The organism is Saprospiraceae bacterium (genome assembly GCA_026129545.1).
Classification (GTDB): domain Bacteria; phylum Bacteroidota; class Bacteroidia; order Chitinophagales; family Saprospiraceae; genus M3007.
The window spans coordinates 24,654-48,861 of record JAHCHX010000001.1 but is presented as its reverse complement, the minus strand read 5'-3'; the positions used below and the strand labels follow the sequence as shown (position 1 = coordinate 48,861).

General features: G+C 53.8%; 22 protein-coding genes. 5 read left to right on the top strand and 17 right to left on the bottom strand.

The features are described from left to right. Positions 1 to 15 precede the first annotated feature (15 nt). A complete protein-coding gene (locus KIS77_00190; protein MCW5920737.1) occupies positions 16 to 414 on the top strand; it encodes an energy transducer TonB in 399 nt (132 codons plus the stop codon). A gap of 88 nt (positions 415 to 502) precedes the next feature. Here KIS77_00190 and KIS77_00185 read toward each other — a convergent pair whose 3' ends face one another. The 4 genes from KIS77_00185 to KIS77_00170 form a co-directional block, all read right to left on the bottom strand. Next, positions 503 to 703 carry a hypothetical protein gene (locus KIS77_00185; protein MCW5920736.1) on the bottom strand — a complete coding sequence of 67 codons (201 nt, stop codon included), beginning with the start codon at positions 701 to 703 and terminating at the stop codon, positions 503 to 505. A 98-nt stretch (positions 704 to 801) separates the two neighbouring features. Next, positions 802 to 1,557, bottom strand: a complete 756-nt coding sequence (locus tag KIS77_00180) for a response regulator transcription factor (GenBank protein MCW5920735.1) — start codon at positions 1,555 to 1,557, stop codon at positions 802 to 804. A 62-nt stretch (positions 1,558 to 1,619) separates the two neighbouring features. Beyond that, positions 1,620 to 3,503 carry a tetratricopeptide repeat protein gene (locus tag KIS77_00175; protein ID MCW5920734.1) on the bottom strand — a complete coding sequence of 628 codons (1,884 nt, stop codon included), beginning with the start codon at positions 3,501 to 3,503 and terminating at the stop codon, positions 1,620 to 1,622. 59 nt (positions 3,504 to 3,562) lie between these two features. Next, the gene (locus KIS77_00170; protein MCW5920733.1) at positions 3,563 to 3,814 is read right to left on the bottom strand and encodes a hypothetical protein; all 252 of its coding nucleotides are present in this window, start codon (positions 3,812 to 3,814) and stop codon (positions 3,563 to 3,565) included. Here KIS77_00170 and KIS77_00165 point away from each other — a divergent pair. After that, on the top strand, positions 3,795 to 5,195 hold the full coding sequence (locus tag KIS77_00165) for an IS66 family transposase (GenBank protein MCW5920732.1): 1,401 nt from the start codon (positions 3,795 to 3,797) through the stop codon (positions 5,193 to 5,195). The genes KIS77_00170 and KIS77_00165 overlap by 20 nt on opposite strands. Here KIS77_00165 and KIS77_00160 read toward each other — a convergent pair. The 8 genes from KIS77_00160 to KIS77_00125 form a co-directional block, all read right to left on the bottom strand. Beyond that, positions 5,192 to 6,271 (bottom strand): hypothetical protein, encoded by a 1,080-nt coding sequence (locus KIS77_00160; GenBank protein ID MCW5920731.1) that lies wholly within the window; start codon positions 6,269 to 6,271, stop codon positions 5,192 to 5,194. The genes KIS77_00165 and KIS77_00160 overlap by 4 nt on opposite strands. Before the next feature lie 92 nt (positions 6,272 to 6,363). Next, the gene (locus KIS77_00155) at positions 6,364 to 8,274 is read right to left on the bottom strand and encodes a tetratricopeptide repeat protein (protein ID MCW5920730.1); all 1,911 of its coding nucleotides are present in this window, start codon (positions 8,272 to 8,274) and stop codon (positions 6,364 to 6,366) included. Positions 8,275 to 8,448: 174 nt separating this feature from the next. Beyond that, entirely contained in the window at positions 8,449 to 9,933 is a 1,485-nt protein-coding gene (locus tag KIS77_00150; protein ID MCW5920729.1) for a cryptochrome/photolyase family protein, read from the bottom strand. Between the two features lie 3 nt (positions 9,934 to 9,936). Beyond that, complete coding sequence (locus KIS77_00145; GenBank protein ID MCW5920728.1) at positions 9,937 to 10,635, bottom strand: SDR family oxidoreductase; 699 nt, start codon at positions 10,633 to 10,635, stop codon at positions 9,937 to 9,939. Next, entirely contained in the window at positions 10,636 to 10,917 is a 282-nt protein-coding gene (locus tag KIS77_00140; protein MCW5920727.1) for a TIGR03643 family protein, read from the bottom strand. A gap of 113 nt (positions 10,918 to 11,030) precedes the next feature. Beyond that, complete coding sequence (locus KIS77_00135; protein ID MCW5920726.1) at positions 11,031 to 11,810, bottom strand: hypothetical protein; 780 nt, start codon at positions 11,808 to 11,810, stop codon at positions 11,031 to 11,033. 164 nt (positions 11,811 to 11,974) lie between these two features. Next, complete coding sequence (locus tag KIS77_00130) at positions 11,975 to 12,571, bottom strand: DinB family protein (GenBank protein ID MCW5920725.1); 597 nt, start codon at positions 12,569 to 12,571, stop codon at positions 11,975 to 11,977. 10 nt (positions 12,572 to 12,581) lie between these two features. Next, a complete protein-coding gene (locus tag KIS77_00125; protein MCW5920724.1) occupies positions 12,582 to 13,442 on the bottom strand; it encodes an alpha/beta fold hydrolase in 861 nt (286 codons plus the stop codon). 158 nt (positions 13,443 to 13,600) lie between these two features. Here KIS77_00125 and KIS77_00120 point away from each other — a divergent pair, with 158 nt between their 5' ends. Next, positions 13,601 to 15,436: a DUF1080 domain-containing protein gene (locus KIS77_00120; GenBank protein MCW5920723.1), complete on the top strand. Its 1,836-nt coding sequence runs from the start codon at positions 13,601 to 13,603 to the stop codon at positions 15,434 to 15,436. 131 nt (positions 15,437 to 15,567) lie between these two features. Continuing rightward, the gene (locus KIS77_00115; GenBank protein MCW5920722.1) at positions 15,568 to 17,598 is read left to right on the top strand and encodes a hypothetical protein; all 2,031 of its coding nucleotides are present in this window, start codon (positions 15,568 to 15,570) and stop codon (positions 17,596 to 17,598) included. A 110-nt stretch (positions 17,599 to 17,708) separates the two neighbouring features. On the opposite strand, the gene KIS77_00110 is transcribed toward KIS77_00115, so the two are convergent. The 5 genes from KIS77_00110 to KIS77_00090 form a co-directional block, all read right to left on the bottom strand. Further along, the gene (locus tag KIS77_00110; GenBank protein MCW5920721.1) at positions 17,709 to 18,098 is read right to left on the bottom strand and encodes a methionine-R-sulfoxide reductase; all 390 of its coding nucleotides are present in this window, start codon (positions 18,096 to 18,098) and stop codon (positions 17,709 to 17,711) included. A 381-nt stretch (positions 18,099 to 18,479) separates the two neighbouring features. Continuing rightward, positions 18,480 to 19,619: a T9SS type A sorting domain-containing protein gene (locus tag KIS77_00105; protein MCW5920720.1), complete on the bottom strand. Its 1,140-nt coding sequence runs from the start codon at positions 19,617 to 19,619 to the stop codon at positions 18,480 to 18,482. Positions 19,620 to 19,832: 213 nt separating this feature from the next. Further along, on the bottom strand, positions 19,833 to 21,665 hold the full coding sequence (locus KIS77_00100) for an ATP-binding cassette domain-containing protein (GenBank protein MCW5920719.1): 1,833 nt from the start codon (positions 21,663 to 21,665) through the stop codon (positions 19,833 to 19,835). Between the two features lie 287 nt (positions 21,666 to 21,952). Then, positions 21,953 to 23,026, bottom strand: coding sequence for a cytochrome c biogenesis protein CcsA (ccsA, locus tag KIS77_00095; protein MCW5920718.1), 1,074 nt, complete (start codon positions 23,024 to 23,026; stop codon positions 21,953 to 21,955). 88 nt (positions 23,027 to 23,114) lie between these two features. Further along, positions 23,115 to 23,771, bottom strand: a complete 657-nt coding sequence (locus KIS77_00090) for a heme exporter protein CcmB (protein MCW5920717.1) — start codon at positions 23,769 to 23,771, stop codon at positions 23,115 to 23,117. Positions 23,772 to 23,927: 156 nt separating this feature from the next. On the opposite strand from KIS77_00090, the gene KIS77_00085 reads away from it, so the two are divergent. Continuing rightward, on the top strand, positions 23,928 to 24,206 hold the full coding sequence (locus KIS77_00085; GenBank protein ID MCW5920716.1) for a hypothetical protein: 279 nt from the start codon (positions 23,928 to 23,930) through the stop codon (positions 24,204 to 24,206). The last annotated feature ends 2 nt before the right edge of the window (positions 24,207 to 24,208 follow it).

Here is a 24,208-nt window from a genome sequence, read left to right as displayed (position 1 = left end):
AAAAACACTTTTGCTATGAAAGCCATGATTTTGCTTGCTATCGCGCTCTTCACGTCATCCATGTCTGTCAGCGCCCAACACTCAAGCCACGCCTTTCACTCCGCTGCCGATGCAACGGTTTCTTTTGCCAAAGCCCGCTTCCCCAACCTGCATCAGTACATCCAAGAAAATCTCAAATACCCGATAGCGGCCATCGAGTCTGGTACCGAAGGACGGGTGGTGGCAAAGGTCCTCATCGAAGCCGACGGGTCGGTAAAAGATGTGCAAATCGTGCAGGGGCTGTCGTGGTCTTGCGACCGCGCTGTGACCAACCTTCTTAAAAAGATGCCCAAGTGGGTTCCTGCCACAAAAAATGGGCAACCTGTGGCACAACAGGCGAGTGTCGCAGTGAGGTTCAAATTGAAGGCCGGGTAATGGGGCAGGAGGTGTTTGATTGCCCCTCCCATACGAGTCACTCTGGACGCAGAGTGACTCGTTTTTTTTTACACTGCCACTGATGGCTCTACCAAGTCCCATACAAATCCTCAAAGACGGCCACGGTGCCGCAAGGCTCTTTTACTGGCTCGCGCACGAATCGGATGCCTTTTTGAAGCATGGCTTGATAGTCGCGCCAAAAATCGTCGGTATGCAAAAGAAGAAAAACCCTGCCGCCAGTCTTGGTCGCCCACGCGGTATTGTTGCTCGGGGTTTGAGGGTTTGACACACTTTTCTGAACATTCCCGACAAGTTTCTGAACATTCCCCCTGAACCATTCCCATGAAGTCTCTCGGTTTTTCTGTATTACCTCAAACCTTCAAACAACTATCTCCCCAGCCAATCCTTAAAATCCGTCATCCGGTCGCCGCTGACGAACACGTCGTGTTTGGACTTGGGGGCGAGGTCGAGTTTGAGTTTGCCTTTAAAATGGGTTAAAACCGCCTGAATCGCCGAAAAACCGACCAAATACTGGCGGCTGATGCGGAAAAACTGTTTCGGGTCGAGCAACGTGGCGAGTTTGTCGAGGCTGAAATCAATCGGCAGGTGTTGACCTTCCTTCGTCACCATGAAGGTGATTTTTTCATCGGAATAAAAATAGGCGATGTCCGCTGTCTCGATACTGCGGATTTTGTTGCCTACCGTAATCATGAACCGCGTCTTGTACTCCGGCTCGCGCTGACCGATGTACTGAAGCAAGGTGTCGAAGTCCGGTTTTGAAAACTGCTCTTTCAGGGCCTTGTATTTGTCCAAAGCCGCCATGAGTTCGAGCAGGTTCACGGGTTTCAACAAGTAGTCTATGCTGTTGACTTTGAAGGCTTTAATCATGTACTCGTCGTAGGCGGTCGTGAAAATAACGGGCGACGTGAGCGGCGCGAGTTCGAAGATTTTGAAACACAAATCGTCTTCCAAGTGGATGTCCATAAACACAAGGTCGGGCGCATCGTGCTTGCGCAGCCAATCCACCGACTCGGCGACGGAAGGCAAAATGGCCAGCACTTTTATGTTGGAATCGTATTTTTTCAACATTCCCTCCAGCCGCTGCGCGGTGAGGTTTTCGTCTTCGATGATGATGGTATTCATGCTTGATGTGCTTGATTTTCAAGATTTAAGTGGTACGGCGGATTTGCAAATCCGTCGTACGGTTAGAGCAATGGCAATCTCACTATGAACGCTTCTTCGCTCTCTCCCGCCCAAACCGGGCGAGCGGTTAGCAGCGCGTAGCGGTTGATGATATTTTGCAAGCCGAGGCCGGTGGAGGCCGATGGCGTGGGGCGCAGTTGCAAGCGGTTTTTGACGATTAAAGTCTCGTTGTCGCCCAGCGTAACTTCCACGATGAGCGGTTCTCTGACCGACATTCGGTTATGTTTTACGGCGTTTTCGACCAAAAGTTGAAGGGTCAAAGGGGCGATTTTATATTTTTCCAGAACGTCGTCGGGCAAGTCGAAACGCAGGTCAAATTTTTTTTCAAACCTGATTTTCAACAAAAAAGAGTATGATTTGATGAATTCGAGTTCGGTCTTTAGGCTTACCAGCGATTGCTCTTTCTGCTCCAAAATGTAGCGATAAGAGCGCGAAAGTTGGTCAATGAACTGCTCCGACAAATCGGCGTTCACGCGCACGAGCGACGAAAGGATGCTGAGGCTGTTGAACAGGAAATGTGGGTTCACTTGTGTTTTCAAAAGAGCGATTTCGTTGAGCAATTGCTGTTTTTCAAGGTTTTCGGCTTTGTTCTGGAATATTTTGGAGTATTTCTGGAAATACAGCATCCGGCTCCAAAAGCCTACCGCCAACGCCGCCACGACCAAGCCTGCCACGAGCATAATGTTCATGATTTTGTCGCGCTTGCGCACTTCGCCGCGATAAGTCAGTTCCATTTTCAGTTTTTCCTCTTCCTGACCGAGGCTGTCGGCCATTATCTGCTTCGCAAACTCCATTTGCTCCAGTCGTTTTTCCGTCTCCGTTTTGTGGAGGCTGTCGTTCAGGGTCACGAACCGTTCGTGCCAGGCCAGCGCCTTGCCGCTTTGCCCCATGCCTTTGTAAACCTGGTAGAGGCAGTCGCAGGCATCGAGTTCGTCGTCCAAAGCACCGATTTGCTGACTGACGGTCAGGCTTTTGTCGCACCATGTGGCTGCTTTTGCAAAATCTTTTTTTGCCACAAATGTCTCGCCCATTTGGAAATATGATTCGGCAAGGCCAGCCTTGTCGCTCAGTTTTTCCCGAATGGCCATCGCTTTTTGCAGGTATTCGAGGGCTTTGTCATAATCTTTCTTGTCTTTGAACACAAGACCGATGTTCATGAACACGCTGGCGATGCCACGCTGGTCGTCAATTTGTTTGCGGATTTCGAGGCTTTTCCTGTAATAGTCAAGTGCTTCGGGGTGTTTTTTCTGGACGTGGTAGATAGAGCCGATGTTGTTGTAGCCGATGGCTATGCTTGCTTTGTTGTCTTTTTTTTCTGCCAATCGCAGCCCTCTCTCGTAGTATTCCAAGGCTTTGGGATAGTTGTCGAGGTCTCTGTAAAGGTTTCCGAGGTTGTTGTAGGCAGTCGCCAACATACTGGTGTTTTGCAGGTTTTCCCCGATGTCAAGGTATTTTTCATAGAACTCGAACGCCTTGCCCGTGTTGCCCTGCGCCCTGTAAATCATGCCCATGTTGTTATAGACGGCGGCCGCATCTTTCAGCTCGTTCGCTTCGAGGAATGCGCTCAGCGCCTTTTTGTATTCGTTGAGCGCCGGCACAAAATCTCCTTTCATGTGGTAGGTTCCGCCAATCATATTCAGGGCCGTCCCCTGCCATTTTTTGTTGTTGATTTTATGCGCAAACTCAAATTCCAGTTGCGCCAAGAGCCTTGTCGAATCTGGATTTTTGTAAAAAAGGCTCCACGCCAATTCCTGAATGGCTTTCAGGCGCGTCGTGTCGGCTTGCCGGGCATCGCCCCAAATAGCCCAGAGGCTGTCGGTCTTGCTTTGAGCAATTGAAAAGTGGGTTGAGCCGAGCAAGAGACACAGGACGAAAAGTTGGCGCATGAGTTGGTTGTTTTTTTCCAACGCCGGAAGGGTTTGAAACCCTTCGGGCGTTGGAACGATTATCTGACGACGGTCATTAGCCGCGAGGCCACCCCAGTTTTCGTCGTCAGCCGAGCGACGTAAATGCCCGGTGGCAAATCTCCCACTTCCATTTCAATCTGATGCGCCCCGGCGAGTTTTTCGCCACGCCAAATCGTGCGAATGTACGCACCGGCAGCATTGAAAATGGGTAAAAACTTAGGCATCCAACCCAAGTCAATGTAAAATTGTTTTAGCGAATACATCTGGTTCATGGAGTTATCGAATGACATATCGGTATTGAAGGATTTGGTCATGGTCTTGCTTGCCAAGGTTGAGGCACTGGAATCCGAGAATGCTGCCCTTCGGGCGGAAGTTGCCGAATTGCGTTCGCGCCTAAAGATGAACAGCAAGAACAGTCACAAGCCGCCGTCGTCAGATGGTTTGTCCAAGAAACCGGGCCTTCCCAAAGAGCCGCCCAAAAAGAGCGGCGGCCAGTTGGGCCACAAAGGCAAGACGCTCAAGATGGTGGACACGGTGGACCACGTTGTGGTGCACCATGCCACATCCTGCTCCTGCTGTTCGAAGGATTTTTCCACTGCCGACGTGGTTGAAGTGGCCCAAAAGCGCCAGGTGTTCGATATTCCCGCACCCCGCATGGAGGTCACGGAGCACCAGTTGGGCGTGGCGGTCTGTTGTGGCAGGCAGCATTGGGGCTGTTTTCCGCCCGAGGTAGGCCAGCCTGTGCAGTACGGTTCCCGGATCAAGGCGCTGAGCGTCCTGTTGAACAACGACTACAAACTGCCGCTGGAGAAAATCGAGCAACTCATGGGCGACCTGTGGGGCTGTTCGTTCAACGAAAGCACCGCCCTGACGGCCAACGCTGGCATGTACCAAGCCCTTGAGCCGATTGAGGAACAAATCAAAACGGCGGTTTTGGCCTCCGATGTGGTTCATTTTGATGAAACGGGCATGCGGGTGGAGAAAAAACTCCACTGGTTCCACGTCGCCTCGACCGCGCTGTTCACCCACCTGTTCGTCCACAAAAAACGGGGCAAGGAGGCGCTCGAATCCGAAGCCTCGCTGCTCAAGGACTTCACCAAGCGGGCCGTGCACGACTGCTGGGCCAGTTATTTTGACTTTCAACAGTGCAAGCACGCCCTCTGTGGCGCGCACCTGCTCCGGGAACTGACCAATCTGGCGGAAAACGGCTCAAAATGGGCCTCCCAAATGCACCAGTTTGTCCTGCAACTCTACCAAGCCAGCCAAAAGGGCACCGGGTCGGTGGCCGACCCTCAAACCTGGCGGCACCACTTCGAGCAAATCTGCCAATCGGCCGACAGGGAAGAGCCGCCCCCCAAACAGGGCAAAAGAGGAAAGCCCAAAAACTCGAAGGGACGCAACCTGCTCAATCGCCTGGTCAAGCACCGGGACGAGTGGCTTGCCTTTGCCTTTGAGCAAAACGTGCCGTTCACCAACAACCAAGCCGAGCGCGACATCCGTTGCCTGAAGACCAAACAAAAGGTCGCCACCAATTTCCAAACCTTTAAAGGGGCGCAGCACTATGCACGCATACAATCATTTACCTCAACTCTACGCAAACATTCAATGAACGTGTTCCAGAACCTGACAAACGCTTTTGATAGGAAAACTATCGTTTTTAAGGCTGGCTAAGTTTTTACGAAAATGGATAATTCGAACCAAGTTTGTTGGAGCAGCGTGACGGGTATCGTGGTGCTGCCGGAAAATGGGTTCGGAAAGTTCTGACCGAGTTCGGAAAGTTTGCCGATGGGGTTTTCCACATTGGTTGTCAGGGCGATGCGCCAAAGGCCGTTGTTGCGGGCGGAGTATAGTTTGCCATTGAGAAGGGCAATGCTGTGGGCTGGGGAGTTAGGGGGGGCGGGCTCGAAATTCTGCCAATTCTGCCCTCCGTCGTCGGTAAATTTCAAGAAACTGAGGCCGGAGGGTTTTGCCAAAAGGGCGATGACACGTTGGCCGTCGTCAACAAAACTGGCTCGCCCCAGAAAACCCGTGCCGGGGTTGTAGGGTGTCCAGTTCGCGCCGTCGTCGTCGCTTCGGTATAGCCCTAAATTTCCGGCGGCTAGGAGTACATCGTCTTGTTTCGCCACGCCGAGGAAAGAATTAATCTCGCCGTTGAACGCTGCAAAGGGTGTTTCCGTCCAGGTGTGGCCGGGATAAGTATGGGTGAAGAACGTCGCGTTGCCACCTGCCCCGGCGAATAATTTTCCGTCAATGTTGGTAAGGCTTTCCACATTGCCCCAAGCCATTCCTGCCTTGTAGGCGGCCCAATTGCTGTTGGTGGAGATTTTTTTGACAAAAACGCCTGAGCCGTAGGTGCCTGCGTAGAGGCTGTCGCCGCGAATGGCGAGGCTCGAGATGTTTTTTGCCCCCAATCCGACAAGGCCAGTATTGTCGGCTTGCCAAGTTTGGCCGCCGTTGTTGCTGCTGAAAACGCCTTCAATCTCCGTTGCGACGTACAAGCGTGCTTGGCTTGGGCGAATGGCCGAGATAAAATCAAGGGTCGGGCTTATTGCGGCTGTGCTATCCCAAGTGTTGCCGCCGTCGTAGGTATGGTAAATTCGGTTCAGGCCTCCGACGTAAAGTGTGTCGCCTGTGGCGAACAACGCCGTCATTTGTAGAGCGGGAATTTCCGCGACTTGCTGCCATTGCTGTGCGCTGAGCGAGGTAGCGAGCAGGAGGGGGTAAAGGAGCGACGTTGCGTTTACCAAACTTTGAAAGTTTAGTAAACGTCGGTGGGGAGATAGGATGTTTTTGTGCATAGTCAACTTGTTTAGCAAGGTCTATGTCAAGCCTTATAGACCTATTGAAGCAATGGGACTTTCACCACAAACTCGTCTTCCCGCTCGCCCGCCCAAACGAGGCGGTCGGTGAGCAGCGCGTAGCGGTAGGCGATGTTCTGGAGCCCCACGCCTGTGGAGCTGGCCGGCGTGGTGCGCGGTTGCAGGCGGTTTTTGACCAAGAGGGTTTGACCGCTTTCATCAAAGGCCACTTCCACCACGAGTGGTTCTTTGAGCGACATCCGGTTGTGTTTCACGGCATTTTCGATGAGGAGCTGGAGCGTCATGGGGGCGATTTTGTGTTTGTCCAATACTTCGTCCGAGAGGATGAATTTGAGGTTAAACTTATTCTCGAAGCGAATTTTGAGCAAAAAAGCGTAAGATTTGATGAATTCGAGCTCGGTTCTCAAATTGACCAAAGATTGCTCTTTTTGCTCCAGAATGTAGCGGTATGAGCGTGCCAATTGGTCAATGAACTGTTCAGAAAGCTCCGGGTCTTTTTTCACGAGCGACGAAAGTATGCTCAGGCTGTTGAACAGGAAATGTGGATTCACTTGGGTCTTGAGCAGGGCGATTTCGTTGAGCAGATGTTGCTTTTCGAGGTTTTCGGCTTTGTGCTGAAACATCTGCGAGTACCGTCGGAAATAGAGCATCCGGCTCCAAAATCCAATCGCCAAGGCCAACACTATTGCCCCACCCACAAGCAGCATATTGGTGATTTTGTCTCGCTTGCGCACCTCGCCCCGGTAGGCGATTTCCATCTTCAGTTTTTCTTCTTCTTGCCCGAGGCTGTCGGCCAAAATTTGTTTGGCAAACTCCATTTGCTCCAGCCGCTTGCTGGTTTCTTCTTGTTGGAGGCTGTCGTTGTACGACACATATCGCTCGTGCCACCGCAGGGCTTTTTCTGTTTGTCCTAATGCTTTGTGCGCTTCATAGAGACAGTTGCAGGTGTTTCGGGCATGGCGCAGGGCTCCGATTTGTTCGCTCACGGCCAGCCCTTTGGCACACCACTCGATGGCTTTTGCGTGCGATTTCTGCCCGATAAGAGAAGTGCCTATGCCATAATACAAATTGGCAAGCCCCGGTTTGTCGCCCAATTTTTCCTGAATCCGCAGCGCCATTTGGAAATGCTCATGGGCTTGTGCGTAGTCCTTTTGGTCTTTATGGATGAGGCCGATATTGTGATGCACCAAGCCAATGCCGCGCACATCGTCTATTTGCTCTCGAAGCCGGAGGCTGGCGTGATAACATTCGAGGGCCTTGGCAAAGTTTTCCTGCTTCACATGGACGGAACCGATGTTGTTGTAGGCGATGGCCACGCCTGTTTTGTCGTCCATTTGCTGGGCCAACTGGAGGGCTTGTTCGTAATACTCCAATGCCTTTTTGAAATCGCCTTGGTCGCTGTAAATGGTGCCGAGATTGTTGTATCCCGACGCGAGTATGTCATTGTCCCGCAATGATTCCCCGATGCGGAGGTATTTTTCATAGTGGTCAAGAGCGATGCGGTTGTGTCCACGCTCGCGGTATATCAGCCCGATGTTGTTGAACATGGCTGCCACGCTTCTCTGCTCGCCCGCTTCCATGAGCGCATTCAGGGCTTTTTTGTATTCGCCGAGTGCCGACAGATAGTCGCCACGCACATGGTAGGTGCCTCCGAGCACGTTCAGGGCTTTGCCTTGCCATTTTTTGCTGTTGATTTTCCACGCATACTCCAGCTCCATCCTTGCCAACAGTTCGGTGGAGTCGGGATGGCTGTACATCATGCTCCAAGCCAGCTCCTGAATGGCCTTGAGCCGGACGGTGTCGAGTTGGCCCGCATCGCTCCATATTGCCCACAGGCTATCCGTTTTGGATTGTGCCAAAGACCTGTTGGGCAACCCAACGACAAACAGCAGCAGCAGCAGGCACACCATCGGAAACAAGCGGGATGTCATGCCGAGAGTTGGCAGCGGTTTGTCCCATATGGAGAAGCGGAAGGCCATTTTGAATAGTTATCTTTTGGCGCAAAGGTGTTTCCGCGTTGGGCTTGCCGCACATTTTATCTTTACCAATGTCGAATGTCGCCGGATGAATGCCTGAAACGGCCGATGAGCGAGTGCGCGAGCTGCTCATGCCATTCGCCGCAAAAAACTTTCTGCCGCGTCGAGATGCGCTTGCCGTTTGGCCGCGTCCATGTTGTCGAAGGCTTTGACCAACATCCCGAGGCGCGGGTTTTGCTGGAAAAAATCGCGGTGCACGTGCATGAAGCGCCAGAACAGCCCGTCCCACGCCGTTTGCCAGTTGCCTTTGCCGAAGTCGCCCATTTTTAGCAAATAATTGCTTCCGCTGATATAGGGTTTGGTGGTCATCAGGCCGCCGTCGGCAAACTGTGTCATGCCATACACGTTCGGTACCATCACCCAGTCGTAGGCATCCACGAACATTTCCATGAACCAGCGATACACCTCGTCGGGAGCGAACTCGCAAAGCAGCATGAAGTTGCCCAGCACCATCAGCCGCTCGATGTGGTGGCAATAGCCCGTGCGCAACACCTTGCGAATCACGGCATCCACAGGTTCGATGCCTGTGGTGCCATTCCAGAACGAGGGCGGGATGCTCCGGCCGAAACGCCAGTAGTTGGTCGTGCGTTGGCGGCTGCCCTCGCGCACATATACGGCGCGAACAAACTCGCGCCAGCCCAGCACCTGCCGCACAAAACCTTCGAGTGAGTTGAGCGGAATGTCGTTTTTCGTTGCATATTCGATGGCTTTTTGCAAAATAAAATCGGGTTGGAGCAAACCGACATTGAGCATGGGGGTAAGTACGCTGTGATGCAAAAAATGCTCGCGCGACACCATCGCGTCCTCGTAAGGGCCAAATCTGGCGAGCCGATATTCCAGAAAATCGTCGAGCCAGCGAACGCTGTCAGCGAAAGTAACCGGATACGAAAACGCCTTCGACGGCGTGCCGTAGTTGTCGGGAAAATGTCGCTCGACGTACTCGAAAGCCTCCGCGACATATTGATTGGGATGGGGAAAATGCAGCGGAGGCGGTTGTTTGCCCTTGGGATATTTGTCGCGGTTCTCCGTGTCGAACGTCCATTTGCCGCCAAGCGGCTTGCCGTTTTTTTCGAGCAGGATGCTGCGTGTTTTACGCTGATGGACGTAAAAATCGGTTTGAAAATACCGCTTTTTGCCTTCGTAATAGCGTTCGATTTCTGGCAAAGTGTTGATGAAATTCGGCGAATCGTGTCGCTGTGTTTTTATCCCGTGGCGCTCGCAACACGCCAAGAGGCGGCGTTCCAGCCAGTTGTCGGCCACATCTGCGAAATGAATTTCCGAGACCCCTCGCTCGGCCAGGTTTTTCACACAAGCCCGCACGTCGGCAGCGGGCGCGTTGGCTTCGACATATTCGACCTCAAGCCCTTTTGCTTCCAAAAAATCCCGATAAAACTGCATGGTAGCCCGATGCAGCACCAATTTTTGTTTGTGAAAACGGTATTGTTTGAAAAAAAGAAATTCCTCGACAAGCACGACGGGTCTGCCCCGTTCGACGGCGGGATGTTGCTCAAAAAGTTGATGCGGAAAAACGAGCGTAGCGACCTGATTCATCATAAATCAAAGCATCCGCACCGAAGCCATGCCGCCGTCAACCGGCAAAATTGCCCCGGTCATCCAGCCCGATTGTTCGCCAAGCAAAAAGTAAATCGCTTGGGCTACATCGTCGGGTTGGCCGATGCGCCGAAGCGGGTGGCGCTTGTTGCTGGCGTCCAGTTTTTCGGGCGAGTTGATGAGTCTTTCGGCCAACGGCGAGGCGGTGAGCGAGGGTGCGACAGCGTTCACCCGGATGGAGGGCGCGAGTTCGGCGGCCAACGAGCGCGTGAGACCTTCGACTGCGCCTTTGGCCATGCTGACGGAGCTGTGAAAATTCATGCCCTGCGACACGGCGACGGTGCTGATGAACACGACCGAACTCGGCGCGGCGGCGTTTTTCAGATTTTGCAAATACTGCTGCACAACGGCGACGGCTCCAAGCGCATTGATTTTAAAATCCCGCAAAAACTCTTCCTCGCTGAGGCGGCTCACGGGTTTGAGGTTGATGGTGCCGGGAAAATAAACGAGGCCGTCGAGCGGCTGCGACAGGGTGGGCAAGCTGCCTTTGTCGTAGTCCGACACCTGATGGTGCTCGTCGTATCCCGCACCGGACAAATCTTTGGTGCTCAATCCGACGACACGATGGCCGTCGGCTTGCAGGAGGTGCAGCAAGGTTTGTGCGACGGCACTCGACGCGCCTGCGAGGAGGTAGTTTTTTTGCATTTATCGTTTTGAAATTTTGTTGGCGGAAATGTGCCGCTGCCGGCTGCATTTGAAACGCGAGACGGAGGCATCGCGCAGGGCGAGGTGTTTGGTGGCGCGACCGTGCACGCGCTTGCGCCAGCGCTCGAAACTGCTGCGTTTGAGTTCGCGGCGCATGAGTTGGATGACATCTTTTTCGGCCAGACCAAACTGATATTCAATCGCTTCAAACGGCGTGCGGTCTTCCCAGGCCATTTGGACGATGCGAGCGGCGACATCGGGCGGGAGCAGTGTTTGTTTCATTTGGCGAGAAAAACAAAACGCCGGGGAGAGGGTTCAGAAAAATAAAAATGAGGTGACATCTGCTCTGATGTCACCTCTCCGTTTGCAATGAGGGGAGATAAAAACTGCGTGTCTCAATTGCGTTTCCCGGCTTTTATCACGAGAGAAAGGCCATCTTGCGCGCCTTCAAGTTGTACGTTGTTGCCGTTGAAAGCGACCCGGAAAATGTGCGTTTCGCCCTTGGCAGTCATTTCCACGCGGTTGTTGTCAAGCACTTTATACTTGCCTTCGGTGACTTCTTCCAACGTCTCGTCTTTGAATTTCAGTTTTTGCTGGAAATTGCCTTCCGCGCCGGTGTAAGCGTCGAAGCGGAGCGAACCCTTCTCGACTGACGTGTTAATGTGCTCCTGACCGCCGATTTTGAGGGATGAAAAATCCCAGATGCCGACGAGCTTCGTCTTCACGGCGCCGGCGCCGTTCGGGTCGCGGCGTTTGGCTTTTATCTCCAGAGGCTTGCCGTCTTGTTGGCCTTCGAGTTGGAGATTGTCGCCATTGAGAGTGACTTTCAGAGTGTACGATTCGCCATCGTCAGTCATTTTTACGGAACTGCCGTCGAGCACCGCATATTTACCCCTATTGGTTTCGGTCGTGTCTTCGTCGAAATACTTAATCGTCTGGATGAAGTCGCCTTGTGTGCCGGTGAACGTTTTGTACTCGATGGAAGCCGCTTCCACAACGGTGTTGATGTACTCGGAGCCGCCGACTTTGAAGGAGGTGACATCCCAAACACCCGCGATTTCTTTTTTCAAATCTTCCGCGGTTCGGTCGTCCTCGTCTTTTTCGCAAGAGGTGAAGATGGCCGTGGCAAAGATGGCCAACAGGAGAAGGCTGGATTTCAAAATGCTCAATTTCATAGCTTAAGCGTTTGTTTTTGGTGAAAAAATGTGATTTTGTTTTTGTGTTGGGACAAATGTGCCCCCCCTCTCCGCGGCTTTGAAAAAAAGCGTGGACGATTGCCGAAATTCATGGGAAGAATGACGGAAAAACAAGAATGAGCAGAAGCACTAGCACCTGCCTATCAAGACAAGGAAAGCGCGCCCGAAGCCACCTGCCGCGACGGCTGCATCGCCCGCTCCGCTTGCAGCAGGTGCCGTTCGATGTGCGCCGTGAAAAAGAGAAACGTGTCGCCAAGTTTGAGGCGCAGCCACGGGGCGATGGAAATGGGGATGCGCACCCGATTGAGGTTTGTGTCGGCGGCAAGCGTGAGCAGTCGCTGCAGGGTTTCCAACTGGTCAATAAATTCTGCCAGCATGGCGCGAGGGTCGGGCGAGGCGGACGGCACGGCGTTTTTCGGCGATTTCATTTTTGATTTCAAATGCCCGTCGGGTTTGGGGCGCATGAGTTGGGCAAAATAGTCGCCGAGCCAGCCGGGGCTGAACTGCTGCGCCGAGCCGATGCCTTTCCGCCCGGCCTCCTGAATGGCTTTTTCGATGGCGGGCAGGTAGTAGCGCCCGTAGATGTTCAGGTGTTCGAGGCATTGGGCGGCGCTCCACTGTTCGGGGGCAGGCTTGGCGGCCAACACTTCTGGGGTCAGCATCTGCCATTCGCCGATGGCTTTTTGGAGAAATTGTTCGGTTTGTTGGTGCAGGTTTTCGAGCAAGCGAGTGGTTTGCATAGCGTATTTTTTATTTGAAAAATAGTTTGAGTTCGGTGAGCATCTGTTCTGGTTCTTCCTCTTGGGCAAAATGTCCGGCATTTTTGAGCCGAACGATGCGGGCGTTCGTCAGGGCTTTTTCCCATTTTTCCAACTCATAAGTTGGCACGAAGGTGTCTTTCATGCCCCAAAACACGAGAAAAGGTTTGCCGGAAATGCGTTCGCGGCGTTGCCAGAGGTCGGCCCAAAAAGGTGCGGCATCAAGCAGTTCGTGCGCAAAGGCATAGGCTGCCGTGCGTGAGGCCGCGTTTGGCAAAGCCATTTTATAGTGACGATGGACTTCTTTGGTCAAATTTCGCTTGTTGCCAAAAGCGGCGGGCATGACGATGTTGACCGGGAAATTGAAGTATTTGTATAAAATCCTTCCCAGCCAGCCGCGCATTATTTTCGCGGGCTTGGCGTAGTGTGAGTCGCTGCCAAGCGGCCACATCCAGCCGTTGAAGATGCTGATTCTTTGCGCTCGTTCGGGGTGGTTGACGGCGTAGGCAAGCGAGATGGAGAGGCCAAAGTCGTTGGCGACAATGTGAAAGTCAGGCAGTTGGAGTTTTTCGATAAATTTCTCTAAACGCGCCGCGTGTGCCCGCACCGAGTAGTCGGCATCGGCAGGCTTGTCGGAAAGACCAAAGCCGAGGTGGTCGAGCGCGATGCAGCGATACTGGCCGCGCAGCCCTCGCACCAAGTCGCGCCAGCCGAACGACCATTCTGGGGTGCCGTGCGAAAAAAGGATGGGCGTTCCCTCGCCTTCGTCAATGTAGTGGATTCGATAGCCGTCAATTTCGACAAAGCGAGAAGCGAACGGGTATAGGTCGCGGTTGAGCCAATTGGGTTCCATGTGCCGAGTTTTGTTTTTGTTGGCACAAAAGTCCGGCCTCTCGTCGGGGTAGTTGTTGGTAAAAACCAAGATTTTCTACTTTGCGCCTTCAAAATTCAAGACTGCGTTGAAAGAAATTTTCAACATTTGCGGCCTTGACTAAAAACAGTTCACACCGAATGTGTAAAAAAATACCCTCCGCAGCCGGGCTGCTCGTCAGCCTTTTCTGCTCGCCGTTTTTTCCCGTCGCGCAGACAAACGTTCCGCTCGCCGACCTCTCTTTCTGGAAAGCCGATGCACAGCGCAACTGGCAAATCGCGGGCAGCGTGAGCGCAGACCTGAGCAAACCTGAAGCCATGACCGCTAGCAAAGGCACGGGCGTGCTGGTCAACCTGCCCGATGCCAAAAATCGCGCTAACCTACTCTCCGCCAACGAATACGGCGATGTGGACGTGTCGTTCGACTTTATGATGGCGGCGCGTTCCAATTCCGGCTTTTACCTGCAAGGCCGCTACGAGGTGCAGCTGCTCGACAGTTGGGGGGTGAAAAATCCGCGATATGGCGACTGCGGGGGCATTTACGCCCGGCGTCGGTTCGTGCCGCAGGAGCAGATGTTTGAGGGCACGCCGCCCCGCCAAAACGCCTGTCTTGCACCCGGTCTTTGGCAACGAATGGAGATTTCGTTTCAGGCACCGCGATTCGATGCCGCCGGGAAAAAAATCGCCAATGCCCGCGTGTTGAAAGTAGTGCTGAATGGCGTTTTGATTCACGATAACGTCGAGCTGACTGGCCCAACGGGCGGCCCCATCTCCGAGCAGGAAGCAGCCACGGGGCCTTTCATGATTCAGGGCGACCATGGCCCAGTGGCGTTTCGCAACTTTGTGGTGAACGACCGCCGGGGCGAGCCGCCCGTTTTGGGCAAAATCGCTTACAAGGCATGGCAGGGGGATTTCCGCGCCACCGAAGATTTTTTGAGCAAAAAACCCGACGCAGAGGGCGTTTCGGAATATTTGACATGGGAGCTGGCTGGTGACAAGGATGGCTACGCCCTCGTGTTCAGCGCCAACATGAAAGCGCCGCGAGCAGGCCTGTATCATTTCACCACCCAAACGAGTGGCCGCTCCATTCTCAAGGTCAATGGCCGCGAAATACTCGACGATGCTTGGACTTGGGCCGGCGACAAGCGCCAAGCCAGCATCGAATTGGCTGCCGGCAATGTCCCGCTCGAATGGGTCTGCTACAAAACCGACGATTGGATGCCACCCATGCTCGCGTTTTGGGTGGAAGCCCCCGGCTCGCCCAAGGTGGCTTTTCATTCGCTGAGCTCCACGTTGGCCTTGGAGCCAAGCGACCCGATTTATCTGGAGGCACCCAAAAACACAGTGTTCCGCTCATTTATGGATTTTTACCCCGATGGGCAGTTCAAAAAGCGCATCGTACATGCGGTGCATGTGGGTAGCCCAGCACAATTGCACTACACTTACGACCTCGACAATGGAGCGTTGGCGCAAATATGGAAAGGCGAGTTTCTCTATGCTTCGCCCATGTGGGACGACCGCGGCGACGGCTCCTCGCGCCCAATGGGGGCGCTGCTGACGCTTCACGACATTTCCGCTGTGGTGCCGCGAAGCGCCCTTTTCGACACGACTTCCTCGAAAACCGAGCCTGTGCCGGATTTTCGCCCAAAAGGCTACGACCTTGATGCCAACGACCAGCCGACTTTCCGCTATCAGCGTTTTGGCATGGACGTGGAAGACCAAATCCGAGTGAGCGAAGGCAAATACCTGACGCGCACCCTCACGGTTGCCAATCCCTCCACAACGGATGCCTACGTTTGTCGGCTGGCACTTGGAAAAGAAATCACCAAGGTGGACGATTCGCTTTATCTCGTGGACGACCGGCGCTACTATGTGCGATTGCCACAGGGCGAAAAACCGAACGTGGAGCGCTCCGGCGATTTGGCGGTGCTCTATGTGCCCTTGAAAAGCAAAGTGGAGTACGCTATTTTGTGGTAACTTGTTCTTGACCTGCCCCTTTCTGCCGTGACATGCTATTTTGCCACTAAGGCACAAAGACAAAAAGTTTTCAAGACCAATGCCTTAGAGCCTTTGCGGCAAACTCAAAAAGCGTTTTTAACGATGTACTTATGAAATTCTCTGCCCACACCCTTCTCGCATTTGCGTTGTTTGCCACACACACCCTTTTCCTCTCCGCTCAGGACGACCTTCCCGCTCGCCCCCTTCCGACGGAGGACGACTATTACAAAATCATCAAAATCCCCATCCCGGAGGGCATCGTGTTGGAAGCAGGCGGAGTTTGCGCCCTGCCTGATGGCAACATCGCGGTCAGCACTCGTCGGGGCGAGGTGTGGATAGTGGAAAACCCGACTGCCGAACGACCTCATTATCGCAAGTTTGCCTCAGGCCTGCACGAGATTCTCGGCCTGCTCTACAAGGACGGGGCACTCTACTGCGCTCAGCGGGGCGAGTTGACGAAACTCGTGGACCGCAACGGCGACGGCAAGGCCGACCGCTACGAGACCGTCTATGCGTGGCCGATTTCGGGACATTACCACGAATACAGTTTTGGGCCAAAACTTGCGCCGGACGGCTCTTTCCTCGTCACGGGCAATGTCAGCTTCGGCTCATCCGACTGGTGGTCGGGCAAATCCATCGTGCCGTGGCGCGGCTGGACCATGAAAATCAGCGAGGATGGCCTGATGGAGCCTTTTGCTGCCGGAATGCGCTCGCCCTGTGGCATCGGCACGGTGGACGGCGCTTTCTTTTACGGCGACAACCAGGGGGACTGGATGGGTTCGGGCTTCGTGATGCACATCGAGAAAGGCGATTTCGCTGGCCACCCGGCCTCGCTTGACTGGGCGGACCGCCCCGAATCGCCCGTGAAAATGCGCAAGGAACTTGTCTATCAGAAAGTGGAGCCGCGCGGCGACTCGCGCATCAAGCCCGAATACATCCGCGACGAGCCGTACACCACCATCTACGAGATGAGCCGAAAAATTTATCCCGACAAAAAAATCAAAGCGCCCGCAGTGTGGTTGCCGCACGGTATTTTGGGGGTATCCACCTCTGAAATCATTACCGACGACACACAAGGCGCGTTTGGCCCTTTTGCTGGGCAGGTGTTGGTGGGCGACCAAGGGATGTCGAAAATCGCCCGTGTTTTTCTCGAAAAAGTGAACGGGGCTTATCAAGGAGCGGCTTTTGATTTCCGCAATGGTTTCCGCTCCGGTGTGCTGCGGATGTGCTGGGGAAGCGACCACACGATGTACGTCGGTGGCACCAATCGCGGCTGGAGCAGCACCGGCAAGGAGCCGTTCGGTCTGGAGCGCCTCGTGTGGACAGGTAAAGTGCCTTTCGAGATGAAAGCCGTGCGAGCCATGCCCGATGGGTTTGAAATCGAGTTTACCCAACCTGTTTTGAAAGCGACGGCAGAGGACGTTGACAATTACTCGGTCGCGTCATACAATTACAAATACCACCCCGTGTATGGCAGCCCGCTGATTGACTACAAGGAAAACGCCGTGCGCGGCGCAAGGGCTTCTGCCGATGGGATGCGGGTGCGTATCGTGGTGGACAGCCTGCGCGAAGGCCACGTCCACGACATTCAGCCGCTGGGCGTGTTGTCGGCACGCGATAGCTTGCCGCTGTTGCATCCAGCCGCCTATTACACACTGAACAACATCCCCGCAGGAGCCAAGGCCGATTTCCCGCTGGTGACCGCGAAGCCCAAGCGCAAAGAGACGGAGTTCGTGGACGCGGGGGCCGCGGTGAACACGCCCGACCAACAAATGAAAGAGGCACGCCCGACGACCGAAGGAGAAAAAGCAAAAACAGCTGGCAACAAAGAAACCGCCGCCGCCACCACGCCTGCCGCCGCCGCGCCCAAGCCCGCCGCGCCCGTCGTGACCGAAAAAGATGCCATGGCCCTCCTCACCAAACACACTTGCATCGCTTGCCACAAAAAAGACGAACGCGCTGTGGGGCCATCCTTCACCGATATTGCCAAGCGCAAATACTCGACCGCCCGCATCGTGCAATTGGTGCACAACCCTGAGCCGCAGAACTGGCCGAGCTATACGCCCATGGCGCCCATGGCGCACGTCCCGAAAAAGGACATTGAAAAAATAGCGATTTGGATCAACTCGCTACGGAAGTGATTTGCGTCCAGACGAGGCCGTCTCACCGGTGATATTTGTGAAACAGCCTCGTCTCGTGAAAACGTGGAAGGCCTCGCGGGGCAACGGGCTGTTCCCCTACCCTTACCACTTCACTGCGCTTGGCTCGGCACAAACCGAATGGAAAGCGAGTTGACACAGTGCCGAGTGTTTTTTTGCGTGAACCGCTCGCCCTCGAAGACGTGGCCAAGGTGGCCTTTGCAGTTGGCACACACGATTTCAACCCTTTTCATGCCAAAAGAATAGTCCGCATGGCGCTCGACCGCGCCCGGCAATTCGTCGTCGAAGGAGGGCCATCCGCATCCGCTGTCAAACTTGTCGGAAGAACGATAAAGGGGCGCGTTGCAACGCCGACAGATATAGGTTCCCGTCGCTTTGTGATTCCAGTATTCTCCCGTAAAGGCGCGTTCAGTGCCTTTTCGGGCAATGACGTGTTCCTCTTCGGGGGTGAGGGTGTTCCAGTTTTGAGTGTTGTTGTGCATGATAAATGTTCTGATTCGAAATGCGTGTTCAGAAGATTTACAAAAAACAAAATCTGGCGAAAAAGTTGACGGCGCGTTGGCTCGACTATTCGCAAATGTCTCCTTGAAAACATTTGCCGTATCGTCTGCCTTTTGGTCGCAAAGGCTGAGAAGCGAAAATCCACGATTGGTGCCTATCGGGAGTTGAAGCTTTTGCGCATCCGATATTCATGTCCTTCTTCAGGCGGTGATTTGAAATCACCGCCTGAATAGCGTGCGTTTTTTTTCAAAAAGCAATAAAAATCGCCCGTTGATTCGCGCATGATTTGGAAACGACAAGGGGCACCCCAATTTCTCGGCGATGCCCCTTGTCGTTTCCAAAAACATGGTGGCAGAACAAAATCAAGGCTTCAGGATGACCAAGCGTTTGGTGCTGATGATGTTGCCCTTGCTATCTGAAAGGCTGTAGAGGTAGGTGCCTTTTTTGAAATCTTCCAGTTCGAGGTGTATGGCTCTGTTTCCGCTGAGCGCATACTCGTTTTTCCACACCACGTTGCCCACATAGTTGTAAATCTTGAGCGTGTAGATGTCGCGGGGAAGGTTGGTACAATTGAAATTGACGAATTCCACCGCCGGGTTGGGTTGGGCTTGAATGTTGGCAGTGCTGGGCGATTCCAAATCGGGCGTACTGGTGAAGCCCTGATTTTTGAATCGAACGGATTCCACTGTGGTCAGGTCGTTGCTCATGGTGGCTACCGCGATTTCTTCTTTTTCCGTGCCGCTGTAAAAGCGATAGGTGATGGTGGTGTCGGTGCCGATAAAATTGCCCAATCCACCGCCACCGCCTGTGAGCGTGGAGAGGTCAACCCATTGGCCAAAAGTCGGGGTGATGCGGATAAACACATCCAACCCGGTGGTAACGTAGTCGGTGCGTTTTTGGCGCAGCACGGGGTACTGTCCGCCTGGTATGATGCAATTGCCCCAGCCGTCCACCAAGTCCAGCCGGTTGGTCGTGATGCGCACTCGAAGCGAATCAATGTTGAGCGGGATGTTGGAAAAAATGCTGTCCAGCGGCGGCTCCTTTGTGGAGAAGGTCAGGTTGAGATTGGCCTCGGCGGTGTTGATGTCGAAAAAATTCATGGGCGAGCGTCGCTCGATGAGGGGAGGGCTGAATTTAGCCACCACGTCGAGGTTGAAGCCTGCGGGGTCGTTGCCTGCGTAGCCGAGTATTTCCGTCACGTTGTTCGTGAGGTTGAAGTAGGTCTCGCCTCCTTGATTGATGACGACCAGGTCGGCACCGGGAAACTTGAGGTAGTCCATGCCAGCGTTGGCTGGCCTGTAAACGACCTCATCGGTCAGCGCAAACTTCAAGTTGGAAAAGTCCCACAATTGGTTGCCACCGGGAGGGGTGGCGGGGTTGATGGTGGGCGTGGTGTCGAACGCGATTCTAAGGGTGTCGCCAGCTGCTGGGAATGTGGCGGAGGTGACGGTAATCTGGGCGGTGGCGCCGAAGCACAAAGCGGAAAAAACTGCCAGTAACATTCGTCTCATCGGATTTGTATGAAAACTGAAAAGAAGGAGGTGATTATGCATGAATACAGTTTGCTCGTGGTACATTGTTGATGGCTTGCAAGGCTGCATCAAAGGTACGCAGGTTTTCGTGGAAACCGCTAAGCGTCCTGTTGTGTTGATTTTAATTTTTTAACGAAACGTCATAATAATTGCAAAAGTGAAAGTAGGCACGGCGGCACTCGCTCAAAGCGCCTGCAATTCCACTAATTTTCGATAGTATTTTCCTTCTTTCATCAATCCCTCGTGTGTGCCGCGCTCCACGATGCGGCCTTGGTCGAGCACGATGATTTCGTCGGCATGTTGCACGGTACTCAATCGGTGCGCGATGACGAGCGAGGTGCGATTTTGCAACAAAGTGTCGAGCGCGGCTTGCACCAGTTTCTCAGACTCCGAATCGAGGGCCGACGTTGCCTCGTCCAGAATTAAAATAGGCGGGTTTTTGAGCAATGCCCGCGCGATGGTGAGTCGCTGGCGCTGCCCGCCGCTCAATTTGTTGCCGCGGTCGCCGATGTTGGTGTGATATGTTTCTGGCAGTTTTTCGATAAATTCGTGTGCGTTGGCTGCTTTGGCAGCGGCCTCGACCGCCTCGGCGGCGCTTGCTTCGGGCAAATCGGTCGAAAACACGATATTGTTCCAAACGCTATCGTTGAACAAAATGGCCTCTTGGCTCACGATGCCCATGAGGCCGCGCAAATCGCGCAGGCGCACCTGCCGAATGTCGTGGCCATCCAGCAGGATTTGCCCTTCCGTCACGTCGTAGAATCGGGGCAGTAAGTCTGCGATGGTGCTTTTTCCGGCACCCGAAGCGCCCACGAGCGCCACCATTTTACCTTTCGGGATGACGAGGTTGATGTGCTCAAGTGCTGGGCGGTCAGCGTTTTTGTAGTGAAAAGAGACGTTCCGAAACTCGATTTTATCCTTAAAGTCAGCCACCTCCAATGCCTGCCCCTCGTCGCGGATGCTCACGGGTGCGTTCAGCACTGCCTCCACGCGCTCCAGGGCGCCCATGCCTTTGCGAATGCTGTAAGAGGCGCTGCTGAGCTGTTTGGCAGGCTCGATGATGTTGTAAAATGCGTAGAGGAAAGTGATGAACGTGGCGGCGGTGATTTCCCCCGCAAACACCTGTTTCGCGCCGAACCACAGCAGTACCGATACTGCCGCTATGCCCAAGAATTCGGAAAGTGGGGCCGCCAAGTCCTTGCGGCGATAGAGGCGGGTAAGGGTGCGGGCGTAACGGGTATTTTCCCTGCCAAAACGCTCGGATTGCCACCGCTCCGCGTTGAAGCCTTTGATGATGCGCAGCCCGCCCAAGGTCTCCTCCACCAGCGAGCCTACCAAGCCCAAGATGCCTTGCGCCTGTCCCGATTGTTTGCGCAACGAACGACCCACCCCGCCAATGATGATGCCCGAAAACAACATGAGGCCAAAGACGAAGACCAACAGCTCCGGCGACACATAAATCATGAAGACCAAGCTGCCGAGTATCACGAGCGGTTCGCGTGCTATTGACTCCACCACCCCGACGATGCTCCATTCCACCTCTTGCACATCTGCCGAAATGCGGCTCATCAGGTCGCCTTTTCGCTCTTCCGAAAAATAGGAGAGCGGCAGGTCGAGTATTTTGCCCACCAATTTTTGCCGCAAATCGCGCACGATGCCGTTGCGCACGGGTGCCAAAAAATAGAGCGAGAGGTAGCGAAACAGGTTTTTGCCGAAAAAGGTGAACACCAAGAACGCACACACGATGAGCAGCGCCCGCTCCTGTCCGTGTTCCTGAATGAGGTTGGAAAAGAAATGGTTGATATGCTGTTCGATATATTGAACGCCAGTCACCTCGGCCAGCGGCTGACTTGTTTCTGCTCGCTCGCTGAGTTCTTTTGGATTGAACAAAATTTGCAAAAACGGCTGCAACACGGGTATGCTGACGACCATGAAAAAGGACATCAACAGGTTGCACACGACAGCAAGGACGAGGTGTTTTTTGTACGGAGCGTAGTAGCGGAGAAGTCGGAGCATTTTCAGTAAAATCACAGATATTCTCGGTTTGCAAGAGGTGTCATCTTTTGAGGAACAAAAAAGGTGACCTCTCGACCAGTTTTTGAGGTGTCACCCCTCCATCCTTACGGGATGACACCTCAGAACCCGACAAAGCGAGAATCGCCGGTAAAATCATGGATATGTTCAACACAAGACGGCTTTGAACGAACAATGCTTGCGATTCCTTGAAAATCGAAGGCATTCCGCCTTGCCAAAGGGCAGGCTCAAATCCTCTTCAATCTGGGGGCATTCCACATACCTCCTGCTCAGTCCAACCCCAACGCCTTGTCCGCCACTCGTTGATATCTCGCCCTCAACTCGGCCATCCAGAAGCCCAGCCCCGTAAATCCCAGAATGGCTGGATAGAACACCATGCGCATCGTGTTGTCCAGGTCCTGACTGCCGAAGGCTGGGTTGCCCGTCGCGCCGGGGTGGAGGCTGGCAAACATTCGCGGCACCACATAGAGCAAGGGGATGAGCGAGGCAAACGCGAAAATGTTGTACACCGCCGCCAGACGGGCGCCTTTTTCAGGCTCGTCGAACGAGCTGCGCAGGATGAAATAGGCCATGTAAATCAGCAAGGCGACCGCCGTCATCAATTGTTTGATGTCGTTGCTCCAAGCTGCTCCCCAAGCGTAGTGCGCCCACAGCATACCGGTTGCCAGCCCCATGAAGCCAAAAAGCAAGCCCGTTTCGGCATAGGCGGCAGCCTTGCGGTCGAAGTGAGGAAGCGGATTGAGCAAAAAACGAACACTATACACGACGGAAGCGACAAACAAGAACATCAGCGCAAACCACATCGGCACATGGAAGTAAGTGTTGCGGATGCTTTCGTAAATCACATTGCGATAGGGAAAAGAGAAATCCTTTTTGATGTTGAGTTGACCGACGGGATGCTGGCGCCAGTCAGCAGCGGTGACGGCGACTGCCGTGGTGTCGCGTGAAAGTTCGACAGCATCGGGCAGGAGCGAAACACCGTCCGCCGGGTGGTCAATGATGGCATTGAGCATCACAGAGGGCGAGGGGCGCGGCAAATCGTTGGGGAAAACAAAAGTAGCGGCCAGCACCGTGTCGCTCAACACGCGCAAGCTTTGTCCCCGCAGCGCGTGGAGCGAGTCGTATTGCAGCCACACCCGAATGTCGGACACATCGCTACGGGTATAAAAAGAGTTGTAGCCGTGCATTTGGAGCGTCAGCGTCTGGCCTGTTTGGGCCGTTTCGGGGCTGACGTAAGTGATGCCGGGCTTGAGCGGCACGAGCATACCGGCCACGATGGAGTAGATGACAAGGGCGACGGAGGCAATTTTCCACCATGCGATTTTTGATGTATTTAAGGACATCGGCAAAATGAATTTGGCTCAATAAAAGATGACTTCTCACCATCAACTTAGCACAACCCGTCCCGAAACATCGGGATTGCCACAGCAGTCAATCACGCCAGATGAACGGGAACAGCACAAAAGTGAGCGTCACCAAAATAGCATCAATCGCTAAAAGATTGATGATGTCTCGTTGATATGAAGTGTCCTGAATAACGCGAAGGGCAATTTGGGAAAGCCGAATCAGCGTGAGCAAAATGGGCAGGATGACCGGGAAACTCAAAATCGCCATGAGCGTGGCCGCGTTGTTCGCCTTCGCCGCGATGCTGGCGATAAAGGTGAACGCGATGGAAAAACCCAAGCCTCCCAACAGCAACACCAAAGCAAAAAGACCCGCATCTTTCACCGGATTGCCCGCCACGACGCTGTACACTCCGAATGCCAAACCGCTCAGCACCAGCAAAAGCAGCGTATTGTAAACAATCTTCGCCAGCAAGAGCATGGACGGGTCGGCAAGTTGATAGTAGTACAACTGCCGCGCCCCACTCTCCTGCACAAAACTTTTCACCACCGCATTGATGCTCGCAAAAAGCACGATGAGCCAGAACAACACATTCCACACCGGCGGCTGCACCTTGACGCTGGCGATATAGACCACGAACACCATGCTGAACACATACAACACAATGCCACTGATGGCGTATCGCTGGCGGAACTCGAGCAGCACTTCCTTGCGGAGCAGCGTGAAAAACATCTTCATGCTCATGACGGGGCGAAGGTAGAAAAGGTCGCTCAGTGAACACCGCTCAAATTTTGATTCAGCCATTTTGCCAACAAACGCGCGTCGGTCTCCCGGACGCGGCAACAAAGGCTTGGGGAAAAATCTCATAACCGCGTAACTTGCATCAAAATTCGACCACGCATGGAAGTTTTGCAGCAAAAATTGACCTGCCTGAAGTTTCCGGAGATGGAATTCGACGACAACGATACCCACCACCGGTACGAACTCGTAAATGGCGAGCTCGGGCAAAAACAATCTCCTCCTTTCGACCCTCAGCGCATCTCTCGCAAATCGGTGGTGGTAGTGTACGGATTGGCGGGACAGCGATACAAGCTGACTGCCTACCAAGAAGAACCCGGCATCTTGAAAACTGCCGCGCTTGAAGGTCTTGAATTAGGTGTTGAAAAGAAATTTGCGTAGTG